The following is a 3993-nucleotide window of genomic DNA, read 5'->3' as shown; positions in this document are numbered from 1 at the left end:
TGGTATGATTAAGGGTAGTTTGTTAGACTATGATTTCTACTTTTCCTCTCAGTTTGTATGCTTCCATGATATTTTTCATGATCATCTGTTTTTATATGATATCATGTTGAGAAAAATTCCCTCTCTAAATTTGGGTTTAAATTATGATAACTACATTCATCGAACGAGAAGCAGAACCAATTTTAATTAGTGACTTAACCTGGAGAGAATTTAAAGCTGTTGAACAGCTAATCGATCGCCCAGGGTTAAGGTTATCTTTTTTAGATGGAGTTTTGGAGATTAGAAAAATGCTTCTTTAGTAGAAATTTATTGAGAATTTTTGGGATTAGATTTTACTCCTACTGGTTCTGTCACCTTAGAAAATGAATTTGAAAAGGTTAAAAAAGAAGGTGATGAATCTTCTGAGTTGGGAGCAAATAGAAAACATCCTGATTTAGTGATTGAGGTGGTTGTTAGTAGTGGAGGAATTAATAAACTGGAAGCATACAAACGCTTACAAATTCCCGAACTTTTGTAAAGAGTAAAGAGTACAATGTAAAATGTCAAATGTAACGCACCTTATTACTGGTTTGAACGCAGTTCCAAATTTTCAGGAAGATTATGAGAGAGCAAGCAATGATGAATTTTTATCTTCATAAAATAATTTGATTGTACTGAACTCCCGACGCAGTAAATTTTCAACTTGTAAAGTAGAACAGTTTCCCAGTCTCAGCCAGATGACTTTGGGAGGATTCCCAAACACTAAACTTAGATCGTGCATATCAGCATCTTTCGAGACAATCATCAAATCATTATCTTTGGCATAATTCCAAACTATGGGGTCTATTGTTGCTTTCATTCCTACATCTCGAACATGAAGGGAGTCTGGAAAAATATCGCTCAAACGGGTGGATAATTTAGGGGATAAGTTTTCATCAAATAGTAATTTCATGCTGATCAAGTCGAAATCATTAACCGACGTTCACGATCAGCCGCATAAGCAATACAAGCCTTTAAATCTTCTCGCGTTAGGTCGGGAAAATCATCAAGAATTTCTTCTTCTGTCATTTCCGAAGCTAGGTATTCAAGCACCTCATAAACTGTGATTCGCAAGCCACGTACACAAGGCTTACCACCACGTTTATTGGGTTCAATTGTGATATAGTCTCTGTAATTCATGATGTAATCAGTGCATTTGTATTAATTTTATGATACCATTTATTTCTGCTAAAAACAGTGAGTTTTGGAAACACTCAAGCCCGAATCACAGTAATTCTATATTGATTTTCCGTCAGCACAACCTCAGTTGATAACCTTTCTTCCATTGGTAAAGCATTTTTCCGTCTATCAAAGATAAATAACCAACCAAAATCTAAACCTAAACGTCCTAAATAAGATTCTAATTGTTCAATTCCATCAGCTTGCGGATCGCGTTTTTTATCCCGCCATACTTTTAATTCAATCCCTAAAATTACATCTTTATAACGCAGACATAAATCCATTCTATCACTACCAATTGCATATTCCCTTTCTAAAACCCCCCCACCATTAACCACACGATGTAAAAAAGCCATTAATACAATATGGGGGGCAATTTCATGGTAAGCAGCACTACTTAATAATGGTTCGACCTGTTGTCGCCAAAATTTGAGAAATGCTGTTAATAAAGCATCTATATTTAATTCACCTGTTGTAGTCAACCAACTAGGAATAATTAAAGGTAAACTGTCCTGAGTTCCTTGTACTAAAACGCGGGGAATAACTTCACGATATATGGGGTTAGAAATAACTAATCCCCCCATCGGATCACGTTGTAATAATCCTAAATCTATTAAATATTGGCGATCATCTGCTAAAGTATCAGGTAAGGTTTGCCCTGCTAAAATTGGTTCAATAATATTTTTCACTCGTTTTTCCCTGAGTTTTTCCGCTAAACTATCTAAATGAGTATCTTGACGAGCAATTAATATTTCTTTGGCTGTTAAGATATGTTCTTTGGTAATAGCAATGTTTCTATCTTTTACCATTTTTTCTACAATTTCTTTAGCTAAAGCATTGACTAGCCAAGGTTGTCCTTGGGTTAAATCAAACGCTGTTTCTATAGCTTCTGGTGTGAAAATTTGTCCTGTTGCTGCTGTATGTTGTTGATATAATTCTCCTACTTCTTCGAGATTAAAATTTCTCATAGTCAGAGAAGCAACTTTAATATTAAAAGGACTAGAAGTATTTAATCTATCACTACCACCAGATGCTACTTTATAATCTCGCACATCTCGTAAACCAATTAATCCTACTGACGAGGGAAAATTTTCTGGACGTTTAGGAAAACCATCTCTTAACTGTCGTAAAATAGAAATTAATGTTTGGTCTTGTAAAGAGTCAATTTCATCTATAAATAATACTATGGGACGATTGATAGCTTTTGACCAACCTCTTAAAAAAGCCTTTATTCTGCTTCCTGGTTCTTCCTGTTGCCATTGTTTAGCAGGAGGTTGTAATTCGGTCGGTAAACTATCCTCAATTGTATTATACCATGCCCCTAAAATTGCTAATTCTGCGGCAGTAGGATCATGATTAAATGCACTTCCTACTTCCACTGATACCATGACTGCGGCATAATTTCTGGTATCGGTAAGTTGTTTTGCTAGGGATAACATAGCGGTGGTTTTCCCCGTTTGTCGTGGTGCGTGAAGGACAAAATAACTACGTTGTTGAATTAGCTCCTCTAAATCTGGTAATCTGACTGTGGGAGAGAGCATATAGTGGATATCGTTGGAACAGGGACCTGCAATATTAAACCAGCGAGTCATAGAATTTTGGTAATAGGTAAACTCTTTAAGTTTACACTATCTATAATGATGTTGGTATCAAGCAAGACTTTCACAGGTTATGTTTCTCCTTTAAATATTCCCATTTAGCTTGATCTGGATCAAAATCAGGAGGTGCAGGTTGGGTTTTCTCAAACCAGTTTTGCAAAGCCTTGATTTTAGTTGGTCTTTTTGGTGTTTCTGGTGCTGATTCAGTGGTTGGGGTTGTGGTATGATCAAGGGTGTCTGTGGCTGCCCAAACTACAATTTCCACGTTTCCGGGGGGTAAATTCAGGGGTTGGGTAATCAGCAAATTACCAGATTGATCAATTTTTCCTTTGAGTTTGTATGCTTGCATGATGTTTTTTATGATAATCTGTTTTTATATTATTATCTCAAATTGGCTGAATAGGAGGTTAGTTAACTAAATGTACACCTTAAAAATTAGTAGAGTTGGAAATTCCTTGGCTATAACATTACCTCAAGAAGCCATGGAAAAACTTAAAGTTCAAGAAGGAGACAGTGTATTTGTCACTGAAACACCAACAGGTATTATTATAACTGCTGGTAATCCTGATTTTGAAAAAGCAATGGAGGCTTACAGAAAAGTCAGCACAAAATACAGAAATGCACTTCATGAGTTAGGGAAATGAATGGAATTTTCTGGTTAGATGAAATAATTGTTAAAGCTATACATGAAGACCAATTAATACAGCATGGTGGTCTTGCGGGGGTGCGAGATAACAATTTGTTTTTAGCTAGTTTAGATAGACCGAAAAATTTACTTGCTTATGGTGAACCTACACCCAGTATATTTGATTTAGCTGCGGCTTATGGTTATGGATTTGCTAAAAATCATGCTTTTATAGATGGTAATAAACGGGTAGCTTTCGTAGTAATGGCTATCTTTCTGGAATTAAATGGATATTCGTTGGATGTTCCAGAACCCGAAGTTGTTTTAATAATGGAACGACTAGCAAACGGCCAAGAAAGTCAAGAAACTATATCAGAATGGCTGCAAGAAAATTCTATTAAATATTAAATATTAAAGGTTATCTGTGGCTGCCCAAACTACAATTTCCACGTTTCCGGGGGGTAAATTCAGGGGTTCGGTAATCAGCAAGTTACCGGATTGATCAATTTTTCCTTTGAGTTTTTATGCTTGCATGATGTTTTTTATGATACTCTGTTTTTATATCATATCATA

At 35.8% G+C, this 3993-nt stretch carries 6 protein-coding genes and 1 pseudogene; 3 read left to right on the top strand and 4 right to left on the bottom strand.

Going from position 1 to position 3993, the window contains the following annotated elements; translation table 11 throughout:
- Positions 1-143 precede the first annotated feature (143 nt).
- A pseudogene (locus tag IM477_RS22585) lies at positions 144-511 on the top strand (Uma2 family endonuclease); the annotation flags it as partial.
- 87 nt (positions 512-598) lie between these two features.
- Here the strand turns inward: IM477_RS22585 and IM477_RS22580 are convergent.
- The 4 genes from IM477_RS22580 to IM477_RS22565 form a co-directional block, all read right to left on the bottom strand.
- Positions 599-931 carry a DUF5615 family PIN-like protein gene (locus IM477_RS22580; RefSeq protein ID WP_004163946.1) on the bottom strand — a complete coding sequence of 111 codons (333 nt, stop codon included), beginning with the start codon at positions 929-931 and terminating at the stop codon, positions 599-601.
- 5 nt (positions 932-936) lie between these two features.
- Positions 937-1158 (bottom strand): DUF433 domain-containing protein, encoded by a 222-nt coding sequence (locus tag IM477_RS22575; RefSeq protein WP_287675005.1) that lies wholly within the window; start codon positions 1156-1158, stop codon positions 937-939.
- Positions 1159-1232: 74 nt separating this feature from the next.
- A complete protein-coding gene (locus tag IM477_RS22570) occupies positions 1233-2789 on the bottom strand; it encodes an AAA-like domain-containing protein (protein WP_287733553.1) in 1557 nt (518 codons plus the stop codon).
- A 70-nt stretch (positions 2790-2859) separates the two neighbouring features.
- Positions 2860-3144: a hypothetical protein gene (locus IM477_RS22565; protein WP_287733552.1), complete on the bottom strand. Its 285-nt coding sequence runs from the start codon at positions 3142-3144 to the stop codon at positions 2860-2862.
- A 70-nt stretch (positions 3145-3214) separates the two neighbouring features.
- Here IM477_RS22565 and IM477_RS22560 point away from each other — a divergent pair, with 70 nt between their 5' ends.
- Both IM477_RS22560 and IM477_RS22555 read left to right on the top strand, forming a co-directional pair.
- Positions 3215-3439, top strand: coding sequence for an AbrB/MazE/SpoVT family DNA-binding domain-containing protein (locus tag IM477_RS22560; protein ID WP_158201318.1), 225 nt, complete (start codon positions 3215-3217; stop codon positions 3437-3439).
- The gene (locus IM477_RS22555) at positions 3436-3828 is read left to right on the top strand and encodes a type II toxin-antitoxin system death-on-curing family toxin (RefSeq protein ID WP_024969647.1); all 393 of its coding nucleotides are present in this window, start codon (positions 3436-3438) and stop codon (positions 3826-3828) included. Before IM477_RS22560 ends, IM477_RS22555 begins: the two co-directional genes overlap by 4 nt.
- Positions 3829-3993 lie beyond the last annotated feature (165 nt).

This window comes from Microcystis sp. M090S1 (assembly GCF_020246295.1).
Lineage (GTDB): Bacteria > Cyanobacteriota > Cyanobacteriia > Cyanobacteriales > Microcystaceae > Microcystis > Microcystis aeruginosa.
The sequence above is the reverse complement of the archived record's forward strand: the minus strand, read 5'-3'. Positions and strand labels throughout refer to the sequence as shown.

Excerpts from the sequence above, each read along its gene's own strand:
- IM477_RS22580 (WP_004163946.1), bottom strand. The coding sequence starts at position 931 with ATGAAATTACTATTTGATGAAAACTTATCCCCTAAATTATCCACCCGT.
- IM477_RS22575 (WP_287675005.1), bottom strand. The coding sequence starts at position 1,158 with ATGAATTACAGAGACTATATCACAATTGAACCCAATAAACGTGGTGGT.
- IM477_RS22570 (WP_287733553.1), bottom strand. The coding sequence starts at position 2,789 with ATGACTCGCTGGTTTAATATTGCAGGTCCCTGTTCCAACGATATCCAC.
- IM477_RS22565 (WP_287733552.1), bottom strand. The coding sequence starts at position 3,144 with ATGCAAGCATACAAACTCAAAGGAAAAATTGATCAATCTGGTAATTTG.
- IM477_RS22560 (WP_158201318.1), top strand. The coding sequence starts at position 3,215 with ATGTACACCTTAAAAATTAGTAGAGTTGGAAATTCCTTGGCTATAACA.
- IM477_RS22555 (WP_024969647.1), top strand. The coding sequence starts at position 3,436 with ATGAATGGAATTTTCTGGTTAGATGAAATAATTGTTAAAGCTATACAT.